The sequence below is a fragment of the Pseudomonas sp. 9Ag genome (assembly GCF_902506445.1).
Taxonomy (GTDB): Bacteria; Pseudomonadota; Gammaproteobacteria; order Pseudomonadales; family Pseudomonadaceae; genus Stutzerimonas; species Stutzerimonas stutzeri_AB.
In genome coordinates this window covers 2,227,043-2,245,849 of the sequence record NZ_LR733836.1, presented here as the reverse complement: position 1 = coordinate 2,245,849, position 18,807 = coordinate 2,227,043, and the positions used below count along the sequence as shown (strand labels likewise).

The window sequence follows — 18,807 nt, the reverse complement described above, 5'->3', positions numbered from 1 at the left end:
CTAAGCGAGCCGTATGTCCAAGGAAAACCCCAGCGACGTAATCCGCGCGAAAGACGTCAACGTGTTTGATCGCTGGGCCTTGCCGAGCTTCGACCCTCTGGGTGCCGAGCCGGAAGACCCAGAGATTGACGAGGAGCCGGTCGAAGACGAGAACTTGTCACGCAGCGAAGACGTGCCGGTCGAGGAAGTCAAACCGCTGACGCTCGACGAGCTCGAGGCAATCCGTCAGGAGGCGTACAACGAAGGTTTCAGTACTGGCGAGAAGGACGGGTTTCACGCCGGTCAGCTCAAAGCCAAGCAGGAGGCCGAGGCGGCGCTTACGCCCAAGCTGGATAGTTTGGAAAAGTTGATGACGCAGCTGCTCGAACCCATCGCCGACCAGGATCGCAACCTTGAACACGCCATGGTCACGCTGGTCAGTCAGCTGGCCCGCGAAGTGATTCAACGCGACCTGCTGATCGATTCCAGCCAGATCCGCCAAGTGCTGCGCGAAGCACTCAAATTGCTGCCGATGGGCGCCAGCAACGTGCGCATCTACATCAACCCGCAAGATTTCGATCTGGTGAAAGCGCTGCGCGAGCGCCACGAAGAGACCTGGAAAATCGTAGAAGACAGTGATCTGCTGCCCGGCGGCTGCCGCATCGAAACCGAGCAAAGCCGCATCGACGCCAGTATCGAGACCCGCCTGGGGCAGGCTATCAAGCAGTTGTTCGAACAGCAGCGCGAGAACGCCACCAGTCCACCCGAGGCTGACTTGCACCTGAATCTGGATCCAGGCCTGGACAATCCCGATGCGTCTTGAGCGCACCAGCTTCGCCAAGCGCTTCGAAACCTACGGCGAGGCGATCAAGCTTCCCAGCCAACCGATCCTCGAGGGTCGGTTGTTGCGTATGGTTGGGCTGACGCTGGAAGCCGAAGGCTTGCGCGCGGCTGTTGGCAGCCGCTGCCTGGTGATCAACGAGGACAGCTACCATCCGACCCAGGTCGAGGCAGAGGTCATGGGCTTTTCCGGCGGCAAACTCTACCTGATGCCGGTGGGCAGCCTCGCTGGCATTGCACCGGGGGCCCGCGTCGTGCCGCTGGCCAACACCGGACGCCTGCCGATGGGAACCTCGATGCTTGGCCGCGTGCTGGACGGAGCAGGGCGTGCATTGGATGGAAAGGGCGGGATGAAGGCCGAAGACTGGGTGCCGATGGATGGCCCGGTGATCAACCCGCTCAAGCGTCATCCGATCAGCGACCCGCTGGACGTGGGGATCCGCAGCATCAATGGCCTGCTCACCGTGGGCCGTGGCCAGCGTCTTGGCCTTTTTGCCGGCACCGGCGTTGGTAAATCGGTCCTGCTGGGCATGATGACGCGCTTTACCGAGGCCGACATCATCGTTGTCGGGCTTATCGGCGAGCGTGGTCGGGAAGTGAAGGAATTCATCGAGAACATCCTCACCGAAGAAAGCATCAAGCGTTCGGTGGTGGTGGCTTCGCCGGCGGACGATGCACCCTTGATGCGCCTGCGCGCCGCCATGTACTGCACGCGCATCGCCGAGTATTTCCGCGACAAAGGCAAAAACGTGCTGTTGTTGATGGACTCGCTGACCCGCTTCGCCCAGGCCCAGCGCGAGATCGCCCTGGCCATCGGCGAGCCGCCCGCGACCAAGGGTTACCCGCCGTCGGTGTTTGCCAAGCTGCCAAGCCTGGTGGAGCGCGCGGGCAACGCGGAAGAGGGCGGTGGCTCGATCACGGCGTTCTATACCGTCTTGTCTGAGGGGGACGACCAGCAAGATCCGATCGCCGATGCGGCGCGCGGTGTGCTCGACGGCCATTTTGTGCTTTCTCGCCGCTTGGCTGAGGAGGGGCATTACCCCGCCATCGACATCGAGGCCTCGATCAGTCGGGTCATGCCGCAGGTAGTCAGCGCCGAGCATATGCGCAATGCCCAGCGCTTCAAGCAACTCTGGTCGCGCTTTCAGCAAAGCCGGGATCTGATCAGTGTCGGCGCCTATGTGCCTGGTGGTGATCCGGAAACCGACCTCGCCATCGCCCGGCAGGCGGAGATGGTTCGCTACCTCCGGCAGGGCCTGAACGAGGCCGAACACCTGGCCCAGAGCGAAGCGCTGCTGGCCAGCGTATTCAATCCCAAGGCAGCAGGCTAAACCTTGCCGGCCAGCCGAGCGGCGCGCCTGGCGCCGGTGATCGATATGGCCGAGTGTGCCGAGCGAGAGGCTGCGAAGCTGTTTGGACAAGGCCAGACGCAAGTCGCACAGGCCGAAGCCAAACTGGGCGAGTTACGGCAATACTTTGCCGATTACCAGCAGCAGTGGATGGCCCAAGGCAGCCAAGGCGTGTCCGGCCAATGGCTGATGAACTACCAGCGCTTTCTCTCTCAGCTCGAGTCGGCTATCGGACAACAGCAGCGCAGCCTGGATTGGCACCGCAACAACCTCGACAAGCTGCGCGAGCAATGGCAGCAGCGGCGAGCGCGGCTCGACGGTCTGCGTAAACTGGTCGAACGCTACCTGCAGGAGGCGAGGACCGCAGCGGACAAGCGAGAGCAAAAGCTGCTGGACGAGTTTTCCCAGCGACTGTCCAGCCGCCCCAAACCCGATTGAAGCTTGCTGTGCCGGACTTTGGGTGCTAAATCTTCACCAGCTTCTTTACAACAGTGCGGCTGGAACTGAAGCTGCAGTCGTTGGACGAGGCGCCAATCGGCGGGCCGGCACCAACCCAGCAATAACGACAGCCGTGGCGAAAGGTCACGACCTCGTTCGAAACAGGAGTGCTAGATGACCATCAGTTCACAGCTATCGGCAGATGGACAGGAGCTGACCATTACGATTCAGGGGCGCTTCGATTTCAACACCCACCAGGCCTTTCGGGACGCCTATCAGAATGCCGGGAGCTCGCCCCGACGCTATGTGGTCGACCTCGACGGCGCGACTTATCTCGACAGCTCTGCTCTGGGCATGTTGCTCTTGCTGCGTGATCACGGCGGCAGCGAAAAAGCCGATATTCGTTTGGTCAACTGCAACCCTGATGTGCGCAAAGTTCTTGCGGTTTCCAACTTCGAACAATTGTTCGCAATAGCCTGATGCCTGGTCGGCTCTCCATACTCATTGCCGAGGATGGTGCGGCCGACCGCATGCTGTTGGCGGCCATCGTTCGCCGCCAGGGCCATCGAGTGACCACCGCGGCCAATGGCGCCGAGGCGATCAGCCTGTTCGAGCGCGAACGTCCGCAGCTGGTGTTGATGGATGCGTTGATGCCAGTGATGGACGGCTTCGAAGCGGCACAACAGATCAAGCGGCTGGCTGGCAATGAACTGGTCCCGATCATCTTTCTCACTTCGCTGACCGAGAACGAAGCGCTGGTTCGCTGTCTTGAGGCGGGCGGCGATGACTTTATCGCCAAGCCGTACAACCCGATCATTCTGGAAGCGAAGATCCAGGCCATGCACCGCTTGCGGCGATTGCAGGCGACTGTCCTGGAGCAGCGCGATCTCATCGGGCGCCGCAACCAGCAATTGCTCGACGAGCAACGAGCGGCGAAGGCGATTTTCGACAAGGTCGCCCACGCCGGCTGCCTGAACGCTCCTAACATTCGTTACCGGCAGTCTCCTCGAGCACTGTTCAATGGCGATCTTTTACTGGCTGCTCAAGCGCCTGCCGGCAGGATGTTCGTGCTGCTCGGCGACTTCACCGGCCATGGTCTGCCGGCCGCGGTAGGCGCCATGCCGTTGGCAGAAACCTTTTACGGGATGACTGCCAAGGGCTATTCGAGCAACCAGATCCTTCGCGATATCAACGCCAAGTTGAAACTGATCCTGCCGGTGGAAATGTTTTGCTGCGCGACCTTTCTCGACATCAACCTCGAGCAGGGGATCCTGCGTGTGTGGAACGGTGGTTTGCCCGACGGTTATCTGCTCAAGGCGGACGGCGATTGGTTGCCTTTGCGGTCCAGGCATCTGCCCTTGGGCGTGCGTGAAGCGTCGTCATTCGATGACAGCTTCGAGACACTCCCCTTGGCGATGGGTGATCGCTTGTTGCTGTTGTCAGACGGGTTGCTGGAGAGCCGCAACGCTGACGATCAGCTGTTTGGCGAACAGCGGTTGCTTGCAGTGATTGAGGCCAACCGCAACCCGGCGACACTGTTCGACGACGTACAGGAAGCACTGCAGGCCTTCCATGGTCAAATACTTGACGACCTGAGCCTCGTCGAAGTGAGCATGTTGGCCGAGTCGGAGGAGACTGCAGCCCACCTTTCCCATGTCTATCCGTTAGGAAGTCGGGAGTTGCGTCCGCGGGACTGGACGACCTGCTTCGAGTTGCGGCCTGACAGCCTGCGCACGGCCGACCCTTTGCCTATGACGATGCAGCTGCTGCTGCAGATTTCACCCTTGCGCTATCGGGTAGGAACAATTTTCACAGTGTTGAGCGAGCTTTATTCCAATGCCATGGAGCATGGGGTGCTGTTGCTCGATTCATCGATCAAAAGCGATGCGGAAGGCTTCGCCAGCTATTACCGGGAGCGTCAGCGACGCCTGGAAGCGCTTGACGAAGGGTTCGTGTCCATCGAGTTGACCGTCAAGTCTGAAGGGGGCAGCGGATATCTGCGCATCACTGTCCGCGACAGTGGTCCGGGCTTCGATGTGCAGCGTGCGCTGAATCAGCAGTACTGCAGCGAGCAGCTGGGTGGGCGAGGCCTGCGTATGATTCGCCAGTTAAGCGAGCGCTTTTATTGGCAGCCTGATGGCAAGGTGCTCAACGTAGAGTTTCATTGGGTCGGTCATGCATAATCCGCCGTTTACAGCCAGGAGCATCTCCGTGGCCGAACATCTCGACAACAGCGTGCTGGGAACCCTTCAGGAAGTGATGGAAGCGGAGTACCCGGTGCTGCTGGATACTTTTCTCGTCGATTCGGAAGAGCGACTGCGTCTGTTACAGGCGGCCTGCCGGAGCGGCCAAGCAGAGAGCCTGCGCCAGGCTGCGCACAGTTTCAAAGGGAGCTGCAGCAATATGGGCGCCGCGCTGCTGGCAGAACTTTGTCGCGAGATGGAGGAAACCGCCAGACGCGAGCAGCTCGACGAGGCGCCAGCGTTGATCGAGCGCATAGAGCGCGAATTTGCCATTGTGCGCATTCTCTATCGGGCCGAACGCCAGCGTTGGAGCGGACCTGCCTGATCAACGCCTGTACCGGCAGATCCGCTGCGGTTCGCTAAGTTGCCTTTGACTCATCACCTCGTGCTGGCTGGCCCGGAGTTTGCTTAGGCATCTACACGTCCCCACTCCCAGCGGAAAGATCCATGGCCGTTTCCCCCGATCTGTTGCTCAATATCAAGGCCCCGACTGCCGCCGCCAAGTCGGCGGGCATATCCCCCAAGCCTGCTCCACAGTCCAGTCGGGATGAGGCTTCCAGCTTCGCTAACGTGTACGCAAAAGAGCGTCAGGGCAAGCCTGCCGAGGCGCAAGGTGCGTCGGCGAAGCCAGTCCGAAACAAGGCCGCCGGCGAGGAGCCGAGTCAGGAAACCGACAAGGCCAGTGGCGTCGAAAAGCCGGTCGCGAACGAAACCGGCAACGATTTGCCGGCCAGTCTCGAGACGGTCGATGACAGCGTTCCGACCGCCGAAGCCGAGCTTGATCCGTTGCTGCTGTTCGGCATGGGCGGGCAGGGTGAGGTCAGCACGGAAGCGGTGGTCGAAGAGCCGCCGTTGACCGGCAGTGAGTTTTTGGTTGGTCTGGCGCAGCCACAAGCGGTTGCAGAGGATGTTCCGGCAGATGGCGAAACGGTGCTGGCTGGGCAGCGGACGCTGGACATTCAATCCACCGCTCAGAAGAGCCCTGTAGTGGCGAGCCTCGCTCCGGCCGAAGAGCCCACGTTGGACGCCAAGGAGGCAGTCTCGACGAGCCTGTTGGGTGAAAAGCTGGTCGACGAGGCTGACGAAAGCTCACCAGAAGAAGGCTTCGCCGAGCTACTCGAGCAACTGGAAGCGCCCAAAGAAAGCCGCGCAAACGCCAGCGAAGCCGCGATCAATCGTCTGAACCCCCTGACCCAGGCGATCGCGCAGCAAAACCAGATGCAGCAGATACTCAAGCCGCCAATGGTGCCGGGCCAACCGGTACAGATGCAGCAGTCTGGCTGGAGTGAAGCGGTGGTGGATCGGGTCATGTGGTTGTCGAGCCAGAACCTCAAGTCGGCCGAGATCCAGCTTGATCCCGCCGAGTTGGGCCGCATGGAGGTCCGTATCGACATGACCAAGGATCAGACCCAGGTAACCTTCCTCAGTCCGCACGCTGGCGTACGCGATGCGCTGGAAGGGCAGATGCAGCGATTGCGCGATATGTTCACCCAGCAGGGGATGACGATGGACGTAAACGTCTCTGACCAGTCCCGAGGGTGGCGCGGTGACGGCAGCGGCGGCGAGTCGCGAGACCGAGGCGTCGCCGGTGTATCGACTGCAGGGGAAGATGAGGTCGTGCAAGGCAGCATGGAAATCAGCTCCGCACGTGCCGGTGGCGACCGCGGCTTGGTGGATTACTACGCGTGACCACCACAGGCTGACCGGAACCGGGCTTCTAGCCCGGTTTTTTTTGCCCGCGCTGATTGCGGTTCCGACTATTCGTCTGCAAAAAGAGGACGCAGCATGGCAATCGTTTACGCTGCCTGTTCGCTAGTCGATACTTTGGCACAGCAGTTGCTCGCATCGTGATGAGGCGAGTGATAACACTTGTGATGACGGATATTTGGCATGGCAAAGAAACAAGGACCTCCGGACGTCCCGAGTCCTGCGGCTGCGACCGAAGGGAAGGGCAAGCTCAAACTGATCATCATGATCGTCCTCGGATTGCTGCTGGCTGTCGGGGTGTCGGTCGGCGCTACCTTGTACTTCATGTCTAAAGGTGAGGCAGACAAGCCGGCGGACGAGGCTGCAAGCGAGGATGCCGCGCCCCAGCGCCAGGCGGCGATCTACGAAGTGCTGGCGCCGGCTTTCATTGTCAACTTCACCAATGCCGGTGGGCGTCAACGCTACATGCAAGTCAGTGTTGCGCTGATGTCGCGCGATCAGGCAGCCCTCGACGGATTGAAGGAACACATGCCCTTGTTACGCAATCAACTGGTTATGTTGTTCTCCAGTCAGGACTTTGCCAGCCTGGCGACGCCGGTGGGCCAGGAAATGCTGCGTCAGCAGGCGACCGCCAGCGTTCAGGAGCTGGCGCAGAAGGAAATCGGCAAGCTTGCGGTCGAGCAAGTGCTGTTCACCAACTTCGTATTGCAATAGGGGTCGTTCCAGATGGCTGTTCAAGACCTGCTCTCGCAAGACGAGATCGACGCGCTCCTGCACGGAGTTGACGACGGTCTGGTCGATACCGAAAGCGATTCCGAACCGGGCAGCATCAAGAGTTACGACCTGACCAGCCAGGACCGCATCGTTCGCGGACGCATGCCCACCCTGGAGATGATCAACGAACGTTTTGCCCGCTACACACGCATCAGCATGTTCAACCTGCTGCGCCGTTCGGCGGATGTTTCGGTCGGCGGCGTGCAGGTGATGAAGTTTGGTGAATACATACACTCGCTGTATGTACCGACCAGCCTCAACCTAGTAAAGATCAAGCCTTTGCGTGGTACGTCGCTGTTCATCCTCGACGCCAAGCTGGTGTTCAAGCTGGTGGATAATTTCTTTGGTGGTGACGGTCGGCACGCCAAGATCGAGGGCCGGGAATTCACCCCCACCGAATTGCGGGTGGTGCGAATGGTGCTGGATCAGGCCTTTGTCGACCTCAAGGAAGCCTGGCACGCAGTGCTCGACGTGAACTTCGAGTACGTGCATTCGGAAGTGAATCCGGCACTGGCCAACATTGTCAGCCCCAGCGAAGTGGTGGTGGTGTCGACGTTTCATATCGAGCTTGAAAGCGGCGGCGGCGATTTCCACGTCACAATGCCGTACTCGATGATCGAGCCGATCCGCGAGATGCTCGACGCCGGTTTTCAGTCCGATGTCAGCGATCAAGACGAGCGCTGGGTCAACGCGCTGCGCGAGGACGTGCTCGATGTGAATGTGCCGCTCAGTGCGACGGTGGTGCGGCGTCAGCTCAAGCTGCGCGAGATTCTCAACATGCAGCCGGGCGACGTGATCCCGGTGGAAATGCCCGAAGACATGATCATGCGCGCCAATGGCATGCCGGCGTTCAAGGTCAAGCTGGGTGCGCACAAGGGCAACCTGGCCCTGCAAGTGCTCGAATCCGTATTGCGACCACGTTGATTCAGTCTTTATTCAATTACCCGCCGGTCGAGGATTAGCGATGGCAGACGAACACGAAAACACTTCCGCCGACGAGCAGGCACTGGCGGATGAATGGGCTTCGGCGCTGGCTGAGGCCGGTGACGCCAATCAGGATGACATCGATGCCTTGCTGAATCAGGGGCCGGCGGCAGCGCCAGCGCCGCCTCGTGCGCCGCTGGAGGAGTTCGGCAGCAGTCCCAAGGCGGCCGCGGTGCCCGCTGGTCTGGAAGGCCCTAACCTGGACGTTATCCTGGATATCCCGGTATCGATCTCCATGGAGGTCGGCAGTACCGAAATCAGCATTCGGAACCTGTTGCAGCTCAATCAGGGTTCGGTGGTCGAGCTGGACCGCCTGGCCGGCGAGCCACTGGATGTACTGGTCAACGGCACGCTGATTGCCCACGGCGAAGTAGTGGTCGTGAACGAAAAATTCGGCATTCGTCTGACTGACGTGATCAGTCCGAGCGAACGCATCAAGAAGTTGCGCTGACATGCGCTGCCTGGCCTTTCCTTTGTTGTTCCTGGCGTTGCCAGCGATGGCCGCCGAGCCTGCGGCAAGCATGAGCAGCAGCGGCATGGGCACGCAGATGACCAAGTTGCTGCTTGGCCTGCTGCTGGTCATCGGGCTGATCTTCCTGCTTGCCTGGCTGCTGCGCCGGATGCAGCAACTGAACCCGCGCAGCAATCAGGCGATCAAGCTGATCTCCAGTCATGCGCTTGGCCCTCGCGAGCGGCTGGTGTTGGTGCAGGTCGGCAGTGAACAGGTTCTGCTTGGTCTGAGCGCCGGACGAATCACCCCATTGCATGTGCTCGAGGAGCCGGTACACCTGCCGGATGCCGAGCCTGCCAACCCGGAGTTTGCCCAGCGCCTGATGGAGCTGCTCGGGCGGGACAATAAGGACAAGCCCTGATGCTTCGATTGTTGTTGGCGGCCCTGCTGATCCTGGCCGCCCCGTTTGCCGTGGGCCAGGATGCAGGAGGGCTGATCAGCCAGGGCGACAACCCCTTGTCAATACCGGCCATTACCCTGAGTACTGACGCGCAGGGACAGCAGGAATATTCGGTCAGCCTGCAGATTCTGCTGATCATGACCGCGCTGAGCTTTATCCCGGCGTTTGTCATGCTGATGACCAGTTTCACCCGGATCATCATCGTTTTTTCCATCTTGCGTCAGGCGCTGGGCCTGCAGCAGACACCGTCGAACCAGATCCTTGTCGGCCTGACCATCTTTCTGACGCTGTTCATCATGGCGCCGGTGTTCGAGCGGATTAACAACGAGGCGGTACAGCCTTACTTGAATCAGCAGCTGTCGGCGCCAGAAGCTATTTCACGCGCCGAGGTGCCGTTGAAAAACTTCATGCTCGCCCAGACCCGCGAGAGTGATCTGGAGCTGTTCGTGCGACTGTCGCGGCGGACCGATATTCAGACTCCGGATGCGGCGCCACTGACCATCCTGGTTCCCGCCTTCGTGACCTCCGAGCTTAAAACCGCTTTCCAGATCGGCTTCATGATCTTCATTCCGTTCCTGATCATCGACATGGTGGTCGCCAGCGTGCTGATGGCGATGGGCATGATGATGCTCTCACCGCTGATCATTTCGTTGCCATTCAAGATCATGCTGTTCGTACTGGTCGACGGCTGGGGTCTGATCATCGGTACGCTCGCCAGCAGTTTCGGCACGCTCTAGGGCCTAGACGGAGACACTCATGACACCCGAAGTCGCGGTTGACCTGTTTCGCGAAGCGCTCTGGATGACCGCCATGATTGTCGGTGTGCTGGTCGTGCCCAGCCTGCTGGTTGGCCTGGTGGTGGCGATGTTCCAGGCCGCTACTCAGATCAACGAACAAACCTTGAGCTTTCTGCCGCGCCTGTTGGTCATGCTGCTGACGCTGATCTGGGCCGGGCCCTGGTTGGTTCGTGAGCTCATGGAGTACACCCAGGGTCTGGTTCAGAACATTCCGCTGATCATCGGCTAGCCATGATGATCGAAGCCTCTCGCAAGCGGTGCGCCAGTGCTTGAGCTCAGCGATGCTCAGATCGGGGCCTGGGTCGGGCAATTTCTGCTGCCGTTGTTTCGGATTGCAGCGCTGCTGATGAGCATGCCGATCATCGGCACCCAGCTGGTGCCAATGCGGATTCGGCTTTACCTGGCGGTCGCGATTGCAGTCGTCCTCGTCCCGGGGTTGCCGGCGGTGCCAGTGGTGGAGGCGTTGAGCGGGCAGGCACTGGTGCTGATTGCGGAACAAATCCTGATCGGGGTCATGCTGGGCTTCGTGCTACAGCTGTTCTTCCAGGTGTTCATAGTCTCCGGTCAGCTGCTTGCCATGCAGATGGGCCTTGGGTTCGCGTCGATGGTCGACCCGGCCAACGGCGTCTCGGTGCCGGTGATTGGCCAGTTCTTCAACATGCTGGTGATTCTGCTGTTCTTCGCCATGAACGGGCACCTGGTGGTGCTGGAAATTCTCACCGAGAGTTTCACCACTTTGCCGATCGGTGGTTGGCTGGTAGGCACCAACCATTTCTGGGAAGTGGCCGGCAAGCTTGGTTGGGTTCTGGGTGCCGGTCTGCTGTTGGTACTGCCGGCGATCACCGCGCTGCTTGTGGTTAACCTCGCCTTCGGCCTGATGACGCGCGCTGCGCCGCAGTTGAATATCTTCTCGATCGGTTTTCCGCTGACGCTGGTGCTGGGTTTGATCATCGTCTGGATCGGCATGGCCGACATTCTTGCGCAGTACCAGACCTTCGTCAGTGAAGCGCTGGCGATGCTGCGCGAATTGATCGGCCTACGCTGATGCTCATTTGTTCCCTAACGCTGCCGGAGGCCGAATATGGCTGAGAGCGAAAGCGGCGCCGATAAAAGCGAGGAACCCACGGAGAAACGCATCCGTGAGTCGCGTGAAAAAGGCCAGCTGGCCCGTTCCCGCGAACTGAATACGGTGGCGGTGACACTGGGTGGTATTGGCGGTTTATTGGCGTCCGGCGGCAGCCTGGCCGGCAGCCTGATGGCCATCATGCAGGGCAGCTTCGAATTGAGCCGCGAAACGCTGTTGGACGAAGGCTCTATGGTGAGGCTGTTGATGGGCAGCGGCATGATTGCGTTGGAAGCCATCATGCCGCTGCTGATCGTGCTGCTGCTCGTCTCGATCATCGGGCCGATCTCGCTGGGCGGTTGGCTGTTCTCAGCCAAGGCAATGGCGCCTAAATTCAGCCGTATGAACCCCGGGCCCGGCCTTAAACGGATGTTCTCGACCAAGGCGCTGGTCGAGCTGCTGAAAGCGCTGGGCAAGTTTCTTGTGGTGCTGCTCGTGGCGCTGGCGGTCCTCAGCGCCTATCAGGACGATCTGCTATCCATCGCCAAACAGCCGCTGGACTTGGCGATCATGCATAGCGTGGAGGTGGTTGGCTGGTCTGCACTCTGGATGGCCTGCGGGTTGATCCTGATCGCTGCAGTGGACGTGCCTTTTCAGCTCTGGGACAACAAACAGAAGCTGATGATGACCAAGCAGGAAGTGCGCGACGAGTACAAGGACAGCGAGGGCAAACCTGAAGTCAAATCGCGGATTCGCCAGTTGCAGCGCGACGCGGCTCAGCGGCGGATGATGCAGGCGGTGCCGGAGGCGGACGTCGTCATCACCAACCCGACGCACTTTGCCGTGGCGCTCAAATACGACGGCAGCAAGGGTGGGGCGCCAATGCTGGTGGCCAAGGGTGGGGATTTCGTCGCCCTGAAAATTCGCGAAATCGCCAACGAACATCAGGTGACGGTGCTCGAATCACCGGCTCTGGCGCGAGCGGTTTACTACTCGACTGAGCTCGACCGGGAGATTCCGGCAGGCCTGTATCTTGCGGTAGCGCAGGTCTTGGCCTACGTCTACCAGTTACGCCAGTACCGCTCCGGCAAGGGCAAGCGGCCGGATCCGTTGAGCAGCTTGCCGATTCCGCCGGACTTGCGCCGCGATGAATGATCGAATGGGAATACGCTTGGCGTGAAGCGCGAACCTGGCGCCTTGCGGAGGGAGCAAAAGTAGGGATGCGCATGCGAGAGGGATATTGATTGGCCTGCCAGGACAGGTTCTTTGTTCCTCTTTGGCAGGAGCCCACCCTGCATCCGTCAAACCGCGCACAGGGCCCCATAGGGTGGGATTCAGCCAACCCTTGCGGGCCTGAAGCTGGCCGGTAAGGCCAGCCTGCCTTATGGCTTAAGCCGCAAGTGGCGTTACTCGATTACCCCACAGGCTACTCGTGCGCCGCCACCGCCCAGCGGTTTGGGCTCGTCGGAATAGTTGTCGCCGCCTTCATGAACCATCAAAGCGTGGCCTTTGAGATCGCCGAGGCTTTTCAGGCGTGGTGCCAATACCGGTTGGTTGGCCTTGCCCTCAGCGTCAACCACCAGGACCGGCAGATCTCCCATGTGGCCTTCACCCCAGGGTTCGCCATGCTTGCCGGCGTTCTTGGGGTCCCAGTGACCGCCAGCCGCAACCGCTGCTGCCGGTTTGCCGTCTTTCTCTGCTGGCTGGCAACTGCCATTGGCGTGGACATGAAAGCCGTGCGCGCCGGCATTCAGGCCAGACAGGTCGGGGCGAAATACCAGGCCCTGATCGGTGGTTTCGATCTTCACGGTGCCGACGGCGCTGGCGATGCCCTGGTCATTGACCTTGTTCATCTCGACCGTAAGGGTTTCGGCCTGTACGCCCATTGCGGCGCAGCCGGCCATTGCAGCGATTAACCACTGTTTCATAGCACGCTCCTGTTCTGACTGAAGTGGGGCAGCGTTACGCCACCCGTCGACTGTCTGACTACCTCGGCCCAGACGCGTTCGATTGGCCTGCCATGGCCTCGCATGGCCGTATAGAGGCTCGACCAAAACTGGACCTCTTCTTGCTATAGCCCGGATAGGACGCGTTTTGCGTCAATTCTTTGTTCTTGTCTGGCGGGGTCTACGTGGATCGCACGCAACTCATCAATTTCGGCAACGGCCTAGCTGGCGCAGGGCGGGGTAACCTCGGGGTGCCGCTGCTGTTGCTGGTCATGATGGGCATGATGATGCTGTCGGTGCCGCCGTTCCTTCTGGACCTGCTGTTTACCTTCAACATTGCGTTGTCGATCGTCGTGCTGTTGGTCAGCGTCTACGCCCTGCGGCCACTGGACTTTGCCGTATTCCCGACGATCCTCCTGGTCGCCACGCTGATGCGACTCGCGCTCAACGTGGCATCGACGCGAGTGGTGCTGATCAATGGCCATGAAGGCGGCTCAGCGGCTGGCCACGTGATCGAGGCGTTCGGCAACGTGGTGATCGGCGGCAACTACGTCGTCGGTATCGTCGTTTTCGCGATTCTGATGATCATCAACTTTGTCGTGGTGACCAAAGGTGCCGGGCGGATCTCCGAAGTCAGCGCGCGCTTCACCCTCGACGCCATGCCGGGCAAGCAGATGGCGATCGACGCTGACCTCAACGCCGGGTTGATCGATCAGTCCGAGGCGAAGTTACGCCGGGTCGAGGTCGCCTCCGAGGCGGACTTTTACGGTTCGATGGACGGTGCGAGCAAGTTCGTTCGCGGCGACGCCATTGCCGGCCTGCTGATTCTGTTCATCAACCTCATCGGCGGCGTCGGCATCGGCATGGCGCAGCACGGCATGAGCTTCAGCGAGGCGGGGCAGGTTTATGCCTTGCTGACCATCGGTGACGGCCTCGTTGCGCAGATCCCTTCGCTCTTGCTGTCAACGGCCGCCGCCATCATGGTGACCCGCGTTACCAGTTCCGAGGACATGGGGCAGCAGGTCAACCGGCAGATGTTCGCCTCGCCCAAGGCGCTGGCGGTATCGGCAGGCATCATGATTGCCATGGGCCTGGTGCCGGGCATGCCGCACATGTCGTTTCTCGGCCTCGGTGCGGTGGCTGCAGGTGGCGCCTACTGGATCTGGCACCGCCAGAAGCAGGTCACGCAACAGGCCGAGCAGGAGGTGCAGAAGCAGCAGGAAATGCTCCCTGCCCAGCGGGCCGCCGAGACCAAGGAGCTGGGCTGGGATGATGTGACGGCGGTGGATATGGTCGGCCTGGAAGTCGGTTACCGGCTGATCCCCCTGGTTGACCGCAATCAGGGTGGACAGCTGCTGGCCCGGATCAAGGGCGTGCGCAAGAAGCTGTCCCAGGATCTGGGCTTTCTGATGCCATCGGTGCACATTCGCGACAATCTGGACCTGTTGCCCAACGCCTATCGCTTGACGCTGATGGGCGTAAGCCTGGCGGAAGCCGAGGTGTATCCGGATCGCGAGCTGGCGATCAATCCGGGGCAGGTATTCGGCCCGCTCAACGGCATCGCCGCCAAGGATCCGGCTTTCGGGCTGGAGGCGGTATGGATCGAGGCCAGCCAGCGCGATCAGGCCCAATCGCTCGGCTACACGGTGGTGGATGCCAGCACTGTGGTAGCGACGCACCTCAACCAGATACTGCACAAGCATGCCCATGAACTGCTCGGGCATGAGGAAGTTCAGCAGCTTCTGCAATTGCTGGCCAAGAGCTCGCCCAAGCTCGCCGAGGAGTTGGTGCCCGGGATGATTTCCTTGTCCACCTTGCTCAAGGTGCTGCAGGCGCTGCTGCAGGAGCAGGTGCCTGTGCGTGACATCCGTACGATTGCCGAGGCCATCGCCAACGTCGCCGCCAAGAGTCAAGATCCCGCCGCGATGGTAGCGGCAGTGCGTGTCGCACTGTCTCGTGCAATCGTGCAAAACGTTGTCGGGCTTGAGCCGCAGCTGCCTGTGATCACCCTTGAACCCAGGTTGGAACAGATATTGCTCAATAGCCTTCAGAAGGCTGGACAAGGCTCGGAAGATGGCATTCTCCTCGAGCCAGGAATGGCCGAAAAGTTGCAACGTTCTCTGGTAGAAGCGGCACAGCGTCAAGAAATGTTAGGTAAGCCGGCGATTCTGCTGGTGGCAGGTCCAGTCCGCGCGATGCTGTCGCGGTTTGCCCGCCTCGCCGTACCGAACATTCATGTCCTGGCCTATCAGGAAATACCGGATAACAAGCAGGTCACCATCGTTTCAACGGTGGGTCAGAATTAACTGAGGGCTACAGGCCATGCAGGTCAAACGTTTCTTCGCAGCCGACATGCGTATCGCCATGAAGATGATTCGTGACGAGCTGGGCGCTGACGCCGTGATCACGGGAAACCGTCGGGTCGCTGGCGGCGTCGAGCTGACCGCTGTGCTTGATTATCCGATGGAATCGGCTGTGGCGAAGCAGCCTAATCCGGCTCTCGAAGCCGAGCTGCGCAAGACTCAGGCGCGACTTGCCAGTGCCCACGCTGAAATAAGCGCGCCAGCGCGCGGTTCGGCTGGTCAGGATCGTCAGCTGCTTGACGAGAAGCCCGCAGCTGCGCCCCAGGCAACCCCCGGCGCCGCGAGCCCGTCGTTCGAATCACGTGCGGTCGAGGCGATGCAGTCGGAACTGCAAGGCCTGCGTGAACTGATCGAAGTGCAGCTCGGTTCGATTGCCTGGGGGCAGGAGCAGAGCCGCCGTCCGCAACAGGCTGGCCTCTGGCGCCGCCTGCAGCGCATCGGTTTGCCGGCCGAACTGTCTCGCGCCTTGCTTGAAAAAGTCTCCACCGTATCGGAGCCACGCCAGGCCTGGCGGATGTTGTTGGCTCATCTGGCGCAATCGATCAAGGTGACCAAGGTCGAGCCGCTGGAAGAGGGCGGGGTGATCGCTCTGGTCGGCCCAGCCGGTGCCGGCAAGACCACCACCCTGGCCAAGCTCGCTGCACGCTACGTGCTCAAGCACGGCCCGCAGAGCATCGCTCTGGCGAGCATGGACAACTATCGGATTGGGGCTCAGGAACAGCTGAAAACACTGGGGCGTATTCTCGACGTACCGGTTATTCAGCTGGACCCGAGTCAGCCCTTGAGCAAAACACTGGCGCCGTTGGCTCGTAAGCGCCTGATTCTTGTCGATACCGCTGGTCTACCCGCGGGTGATTCGATGATGAAGGTGCAGCTCGAAGCGTTGGCGGACCGTGGCATCAAGGCGAAAAATTATCTGGTTCTGCCAGCGACCAGCCAGAGCCAGGTGCTCAAGGCGACCTGGCACAATTACCGCCGTTGCGGGCTGGCTGGCTGCATCCTGACTAAACTGGATGAGGCCGGCAGCCTGGGCGATGTGTTGGGGCTTATCATCAGTCAGCATCTGCCTATCGCTTACCTCGCCGATGGGCCGCGTATTCCGGACGACCTGCATCTGCCTCGCAGTCACCAGTTGGTCAGTCGTGCGGTGAGCTTGCAATCGGAAGAGAATCCGAGCGAGGAAACCATGGCTGACATGTTCTCCGATCTTTACAACGGTTCTCGGAAGGTCGGATGAACGCTTTGCTACGTGTGACACACAAAGAAGACGCGTTCGGGCTGAACGCATCGATGGCCCTAGGGCTCCAGCAAGAGATAGGCGTGTGAAAATGGGTATGCATCCCGTACAGGTTATTGCAGTGACCGGCGGCAAAGGTGGCGTCGGCAAGACCAACGTGTCGGTCAATCTGTCCTTGGCGCTGGCCGATCTCGGGCGTAGGGTCGTATTGCTCGACGCCGACCTCGGTCTGGCCAACGTCGATGTGTTGCTCGGCCTGACAACCAAACGCACCCTGGCTGATGTCATTGCAGGCGAATGCGATCTTCGTGACGTGCTGATCCAGGGGCCGGGCGGCATCCGCATCGTGCCGGCCGCATCCGGCACGCAGAGCATGGTGCAGCTATCGACGCTGCAGCACTCCGGCCTGATCCAAGCGTTCAGCGATATCGGCGATGACATCGATGTGCTGATCATCGATACCGCCGCCGGCATTGGTGATGGTGTGGTGAGCTTTGTGCGCGCCGCACAGGAAGTGCTGCTGGTGGTGACCGACGAACCCACGTCGATCACCGATGCCTACGCGCTGATCAAATTGCTCAATCGCGACTACGGCATCAGCCGCTTCCGGGTACTGGCCAACATGGCCCATGCGCCGCAGGAAGGCCGCAATCTGTTCGCCAAGTTGACCAAGGTGACTGAGCGCTTCCTGGACGTGGCGCTGCAGTATGTAGGCGCGATTCCGTACGACGAGTCGGTGCGCAAGGCCGTGCAGAAGCAGCGTGCCGTTTATGAAGCCTACCCCCGTGCAAAGTGTTCGCTGGCGTTCAAGGCCATCGCGCAGAAAGTTGACACCTGGCCGTTGCCGGCAACGCCACGCGGTCATCTGGAGTTCTTTGTGGAGCGCCTGGTAAGGCCCGCCGCAGAGCCTAACGAACAATAGCGGCTGGATTCGGTATGTATTACAGCAAAGCTCAGGCTAAAGACTCGCAGTACCAACTCATCGATCAATACGCGCCGCTGGTCAAACGCATTGCTTACCACCTCCTGGCGCGATTGCCGGCGAGCGTGCAGGTCGACGACCTGATGCAGGCTGGGATGATCGGCTTGCTGGAAGCGTCAAAGAAATATGACGCCGGCAAGGGTGCGAGCTTCGAGACTTACGCAGGTATTCGCATACGCGGTGCGATGCTCGACGAGGTGCGCAAGGGTGATTGGGCGCCGCGTTCGGTACACCGGAATTCGCGCATGGTCAGTGAGGCGATTCGGGCAATTGAGGCCAGAACAGGACGCGACGCTAAAGATCAGGAAGTTGCGGCCGAACTTAAATTGAGTCTCGATGAGTACTACGGCATTCTGGGCGACACCTTGGGCAGCCGCCTGTTCAGCTTCGATGATCTGCTTCAGGAAGGCGAGCATGGGGAGTTCGAGGAGGATGCTGCCAGCACCCATCCGGAACCGTCCCGCGATCTCGAAGACGAGCGTTTTCAACAGGCGTTGGCTGAAGCCATCGGCAACCTGCCTGAACGTGAAAAGTTGGTGCTTTCGCTGTATTACGACGAAGAGTTGAACTTGAAGGAAATCGGTCAGGTACTGGGCGTCAGTGAATCGCGGGTGAGCCAGTTGCACAGTCAGTGCGCGGCACGTCTGCGGGCTCGTCTTGGCGAGTGGCGCGCGCGTTAACGACCGGTTTGCAACAAAGCATTAGAGACCGCTTACGAGCTTCATTCATGAGGCCCGCAAACAGACCGTGAGCAGGTCTCGGATTCGGGTTTACGGAGGTGTACTTGGACAAGAACATGAAAATCCTCATCGTCGACGATTTTTCGACCATGAGACGGATCATCAAGAACCTCTTGCGCGATCTGGGCTTTACCAATACCGCCGAAGCGGATGATGGCACTACTGCTTTGCCAATGCTGAAGAGCGGAAGTTTCGATTTTCTCGTCACCGACTGGAACATGCCCGGCATGAGCGGCATCGACCTGCTGCGCGCGGTCCGCGCCGACGAGCGCCTCAAGCACCTGCCGGTGTTGATGGTGACCGCCGAGGCGAAGCGCGATCAGATCATCGAGGCCGCGCAGGCTGGCGTTAACGGATACGTGGTCAAGCCATTCACGGCTCAAGTGCTCAAAGAAAAGATCGAAAAGATCTTCGAGCGCGTCAACGGCTGAAGCAGTAACGCCGCGAGGGCACT

At 60.2% G+C, this 18,807-nt stretch carries 21 protein-coding genes; 20 read left to right on the top strand and 1 reads right to left on the bottom strand.

Annotated features, from left to right (window positions below):
* Positions 1-13 precede the first annotated feature (13 nt).
* The 15 genes from fliH to flhB all read left to right on the top strand — a co-directional run bounded on the left by fliH (position 14) and on the right by flhB (position 12,240).
* The gene (fliH, locus tag ALTERO38_RS09980) at positions 14-802 is read left to right on the top strand and encodes a flagellar assembly protein FliH (protein ID WP_159968285.1); all 789 of its coding nucleotides are present in this window, start codon (positions 14-16) and stop codon (positions 800-802) included.
* Positions 792-2,150, top strand: coding sequence for a flagellar protein export ATPase FliI (fliI, locus tag ALTERO38_RS09975; RefSeq protein WP_102836051.1), 1,359 nt, complete (start codon positions 792-794; stop codon positions 2,148-2,150). Before fliH ends, fliI begins: the two co-directional genes overlap by 11 nt.
* A 3-nt stretch (positions 2,151-2,153) precedes the next feature.
* Positions 2,154-2,606 (top strand): flagellar export protein FliJ, encoded by a 453-nt coding sequence (fliJ, locus tag ALTERO38_RS09970; protein ID WP_159968284.1) that lies wholly within the window; start codon positions 2,154-2,156, stop codon positions 2,604-2,606.
* 174 nt (positions 2,607-2,780) lie between these two features.
* On the top strand, positions 2,781-3,086 hold the full coding sequence (locus ALTERO38_RS09965) for an STAS domain-containing protein (protein ID WP_102836053.1): 306 nt from the start codon (positions 2,781-2,783) through the stop codon (positions 3,084-3,086).
* A complete protein-coding gene (locus tag ALTERO38_RS09960; protein ID WP_159968283.1) occupies positions 3,086-4,789 on the top strand; it encodes a fused response regulator/phosphatase in 1,704 nt (567 codons plus the stop codon). The genes ALTERO38_RS09965 and ALTERO38_RS09960 overlap by 1 nt, the downstream gene beginning before the upstream one ends.
* A gap of 76 nt (positions 4,790-4,865) precedes the next feature.
* Positions 4,866-5,174: an Hpt domain-containing protein gene (locus ALTERO38_RS09955; protein WP_372239411.1), complete on the top strand. Its 309-nt coding sequence runs from the start codon at positions 4,866-4,868 to the stop codon at positions 5,172-5,174.
* Positions 5,175-5,296: 122 nt separating this feature from the next.
* Positions 5,297-6,538: a flagellar hook-length control protein FliK gene (locus tag ALTERO38_RS09950; RefSeq protein ID WP_159968281.1), complete on the top strand. Its 1,242-nt coding sequence runs from the start codon at positions 5,297-5,299 to the stop codon at positions 6,536-6,538.
* Between the two features lie 201 nt (positions 6,539-6,739).
* Positions 6,740-7,270 carry a flagellar basal body-associated protein FliL gene (fliL, locus tag ALTERO38_RS09945; RefSeq protein WP_102836057.1) on the top strand — a complete coding sequence of 177 codons (531 nt, stop codon included), beginning with the start codon at positions 6,740-6,742 and terminating at the stop codon, positions 7,268-7,270.
* 12 nt (positions 7,271-7,282) lie between these two features.
* A complete protein-coding gene (gene fliM, locus ALTERO38_RS09940; protein ID WP_102836058.1) occupies positions 7,283-8,254 on the top strand; it encodes a flagellar motor switch protein FliM in 972 nt (323 codons plus the stop codon).
* 40 nt (positions 8,255-8,294) lie between these two features.
* Complete coding sequence (gene fliN / locus ALTERO38_RS09935) at positions 8,295-8,765, top strand: flagellar motor switch protein FliN (RefSeq protein ID WP_102836059.1); 471 nt, start codon at positions 8,295-8,297, stop codon at positions 8,763-8,765.
* A 1-nt stretch (position 8,766) separates the two neighbouring features.
* On the top strand, positions 8,767-9,186 hold the full coding sequence (gene fliO, locus ALTERO38_RS09930) for a flagellar biosynthetic protein FliO (protein ID WP_159968280.1): 420 nt from the start codon (positions 8,767-8,769) through the stop codon (positions 9,184-9,186).
* Positions 9,186-9,962 carry a flagellar type III secretion system pore protein FliP gene (fliP, locus tag ALTERO38_RS09925; RefSeq protein ID WP_102836061.1) on the top strand — a complete coding sequence of 259 codons (777 nt, stop codon included), beginning with the start codon at positions 9,186-9,188 and terminating at the stop codon, positions 9,960-9,962. The genes fliO and fliP overlap by 1 nt, the downstream gene beginning before the upstream one ends.
* Positions 9,963-9,981: 19 nt before the next feature.
* On the top strand, positions 9,982-10,251 hold the full coding sequence (gene fliQ / locus ALTERO38_RS09920) for a flagellar biosynthesis protein FliQ (RefSeq protein WP_045425749.1): 270 nt from the start codon (positions 9,982-9,984) through the stop codon (positions 10,249-10,251).
* Positions 10,252-10,287: 36 nt separating this feature from the next.
* Positions 10,288-11,067, top strand: coding sequence for a flagellar biosynthetic protein FliR (gene fliR / locus ALTERO38_RS09915; protein ID WP_102836063.1), 780 nt, complete (start codon positions 10,288-10,290; stop codon positions 11,065-11,067).
* Between the two features lie 36 nt (positions 11,068-11,103).
* The gene (gene flhB / locus ALTERO38_RS09910; RefSeq protein WP_102836064.1) at positions 11,104-12,240 is read left to right on the top strand and encodes a flagellar biosynthesis protein FlhB; all 1,137 of its coding nucleotides are present in this window, start codon (positions 11,104-11,106) and stop codon (positions 12,238-12,240) included.
* Positions 12,241-12,491: 251 nt separating this feature from the next.
* Here the strand turns inward: flhB and sodC are convergent, their stop codons facing one another.
* The gene (sodC, locus tag ALTERO38_RS09905; RefSeq protein ID WP_102836065.1) at positions 12,492-13,013 is read right to left on the bottom strand and encodes a superoxide dismutase family protein; all 522 of its coding nucleotides are present in this window, start codon (positions 13,011-13,013) and stop codon (positions 12,492-12,494) included.
* A gap of 203 nt (positions 13,014-13,216) precedes the next feature.
* Here sodC and flhA point away from each other — a divergent pair, with 203 nt between their 5' ends.
* The 5 genes from flhA to ALTERO38_RS09880 all read left to right on the top strand — a co-directional run bounded on the left by flhA (position 13,217) and on the right by ALTERO38_RS09880 (position 18,784).
* Complete coding sequence (gene flhA, locus ALTERO38_RS09900; protein WP_102836066.1) at positions 13,217-15,337, top strand: flagellar biosynthesis protein FlhA; 2,121 nt, start codon at positions 13,217-13,219, stop codon at positions 15,335-15,337.
* A gap of 16 nt (positions 15,338-15,353) precedes the next feature.
* Positions 15,354-16,631, top strand: coding sequence for a flagellar biosynthesis protein FlhF (gene flhF / locus ALTERO38_RS09895; RefSeq protein WP_159968279.1), 1,278 nt, complete (start codon positions 15,354-15,356; stop codon positions 16,629-16,631).
* Between the two features lie 91 nt (positions 16,632-16,722).
* Positions 16,723-17,553, top strand: a complete 831-nt coding sequence (gene fleN / locus ALTERO38_RS09890) for a flagellar synthesis regulator FleN (protein WP_102836068.1) — start codon at positions 16,723-16,725, stop codon at positions 17,551-17,553.
* Positions 17,554-17,567: 14 nt separating this feature from the next.
* Positions 17,568-18,293 carry an RNA polymerase sigma factor FliA gene (gene fliA, locus ALTERO38_RS09885; protein ID WP_102836069.1) on the top strand — a complete coding sequence of 242 codons (726 nt, stop codon included), beginning with the start codon at positions 17,568-17,570 and terminating at the stop codon, positions 18,291-18,293.
* Between the two features lie 116 nt (positions 18,294-18,409).
* Positions 18,410-18,784, top strand: coding sequence for a chemotaxis response regulator CheY (locus ALTERO38_RS09880; protein ID WP_172830728.1), 375 nt, complete (start codon positions 18,410-18,412; stop codon positions 18,782-18,784).
* Positions 18,785-18,807 lie beyond the last annotated feature (23 nt).

Bases quoted from the DNA above. Each gene is read 5' to 3' on its own strand.
- fliH (WP_159968285.1), top strand. From the start codon at position 14: ATGTCCAAGGAAAACCCCAGCGACGTAATCCGCGCGAAAGACGTCAAC.
- fliI (WP_102836051.1), top strand. From the start codon at position 792: ATGCGTCTTGAGCGCACCAGCTTCGCCAAGCGCTTCGAAACCTACGGC.
- ALTERO38_RS09965 (WP_102836053.1), top strand. From the start codon at position 2,781: ATGACCATCAGTTCACAGCTATCGGCAGATGGACAGGAGCTGACCATT.
- ALTERO38_RS09960 (WP_159968283.1), top strand. From the start codon at position 3,086: ATGCCTGGTCGGCTCTCCATACTCATTGCCGAGGATGGTGCGGCCGAC.
- ALTERO38_RS09955 (WP_372239411.1), top strand. From the start codon at position 4,866: ATGGAAGCGGAGTACCCGGTGCTGCTGGATACTTTTCTCGTCGATTCG.
- ALTERO38_RS09950 (WP_159968281.1), top strand. From the start codon at position 5,297: ATGGCCGTTTCCCCCGATCTGTTGCTCAATATCAAGGCCCCGACTGCC.
- fliL (WP_102836057.1), top strand. From the start codon at position 6,740: ATGGCAAAGAAACAAGGACCTCCGGACGTCCCGAGTCCTGCGGCTGCG.
- fliM (WP_102836058.1), top strand. From the start codon at position 7,283: ATGGCTGTTCAAGACCTGCTCTCGCAAGACGAGATCGACGCGCTCCTG.
- fliN (WP_102836059.1), top strand. From the start codon at position 8,295: ATGGCAGACGAACACGAAAACACTTCCGCCGACGAGCAGGCACTGGCG.
- fliO (WP_159968280.1), top strand. From the start codon at position 8,767: ATGCGCTGCCTGGCCTTTCCTTTGTTGTTCCTGGCGTTGCCAGCGATG.
- fliP (WP_102836061.1), top strand. From the start codon at position 9,186: ATGCTTCGATTGTTGTTGGCGGCCCTGCTGATCCTGGCCGCCCCGTTT.
- fliQ (WP_045425749.1), top strand. From the start codon at position 9,982: ATGACACCCGAAGTCGCGGTTGACCTGTTTCGCGAAGCGCTCTGGATG.
- flhB (WP_102836064.1), top strand. From the start codon at position 11,104: ATGGCTGAGAGCGAAAGCGGCGCCGATAAAAGCGAGGAACCCACGGAG.
- sodC (WP_102836065.1), bottom strand. From the start codon at position 13,013: ATGAAACAGTGGTTAATCGCTGCAATGGCCGGCTGCGCCGCAATGGGC.
- flhF (WP_159968279.1), top strand. From the start codon at position 15,354: ATGCAGGTCAAACGTTTCTTCGCAGCCGACATGCGTATCGCCATGAAG.
- fleN (WP_102836068.1), top strand. From the start codon at position 16,723: ATGGGTATGCATCCCGTACAGGTTATTGCAGTGACCGGCGGCAAAGGT.
- fliA (WP_102836069.1), top strand. From the start codon at position 17,568: ATGTATTACAGCAAAGCTCAGGCTAAAGACTCGCAGTACCAACTCATC.
- ALTERO38_RS09880 (WP_172830728.1), top strand. From the start codon at position 18,410: ATGAAAATCCTCATCGTCGACGATTTTTCGACCATGAGACGGATCATC.